Here is an 871-nt window from a genome sequence, read left to right as displayed (position 1 = left end):
GCCGCCAGGTAGTCGAAATCTTCCCCGACCGTGCTGCTGTCGAAGGTCCAGGTGAGATTGCCGTCAGTGCCGGCGCCCTCGATGATGGCCGCGGCATCCACGCCCAGCATGCCGAGCAGATCGGTCTCGGACAGCGTGCCGATATCCCCGTCAGCGTCGACGCCGGTGACACTCGGCGTGACGCTATCGGTGAGGTCCACGTCCGACACGGACAGCGTGCCCGTGGCCGACAGCGGCGCATTCGCTTCTGTCAGACTGGCCGCGGCACTGTCGTCCGCGTCCACACGGATCACCGGGGCATCATTGTCACCGGTGATCGTCACCGTGACGGTCGTGGTCGAGCCATCGGTCAGCGCGACGGTGTAAGTCTCGGTGACCGCCTGGCCTGCGGCCAGCGCCTGGGTTGCCTCGGCATCGTTGGCAAGTGCGTAGGTCCAGTTGCCCGCATCATCGACCGTGAAGGTGCCGTAGTCGCTGCCATCGGTGGCCGCGACAAAGGCCAGGTCGGCATTGTCGGCGTCCGTCGCGGTCAGCGTGCCAGTGGCTTCCGGGGTGCCGNACGCCGGTGACACTCGGCGTGACGCTATCGGTGAGGTCCACGTCCGACACGGACAGCGTGCCCGTGGCCGACAGCGGCGCATTCGCTTCTGTCAGACTGGCCGCGGCACTGTCGTCCGCGTCCACACGGATCACCGGGGCATCATTGTCACCGGTGATCGTCACCGTGACGATCGTGGTCGAGCCATCGGTCAGCGCGACGGTGTAAGTCTCGGTGACCGCCTGGCCCGCGGCCAGCGCCTGGGTTGCCTCGGCATCGTTGGCAAGTGCGTAGGTCCAGTTGCCCGCATCATCGACCGTGAAGGTGCCGTAG

At 66.8% G+C, this 871-nt stretch carries 2 protein-coding genes; both read right to left on the bottom strand.

The window, feature by feature from the left end:
• Positions 1 to 533: VCBS domain-containing protein (locus tag HXS66_RS17230; protein WP_373996135.1), on the bottom strand; the 533-nt coding region annotated here is incomplete at its 3' end.
• Positions 448 to 871: VCBS domain-containing protein (locus HXS66_RS17530; protein WP_255303328.1), on the bottom strand; the 424-nt coding region annotated here is incomplete at its 5' end. The genes HXS66_RS17530 and HXS66_RS17230, both read right to left, overlap by 86 nt.

This window comes from Cobetia sp. 5-11-6-3, assembly GCF_013374055.1.
GTDB lineage: Bacteria > Pseudomonadota > Gammaproteobacteria > Pseudomonadales > Halomonadaceae > Cobetia > Cobetia marina.
This window is presented reverse-complemented; position numbering and strand designations above follow the sequence as displayed.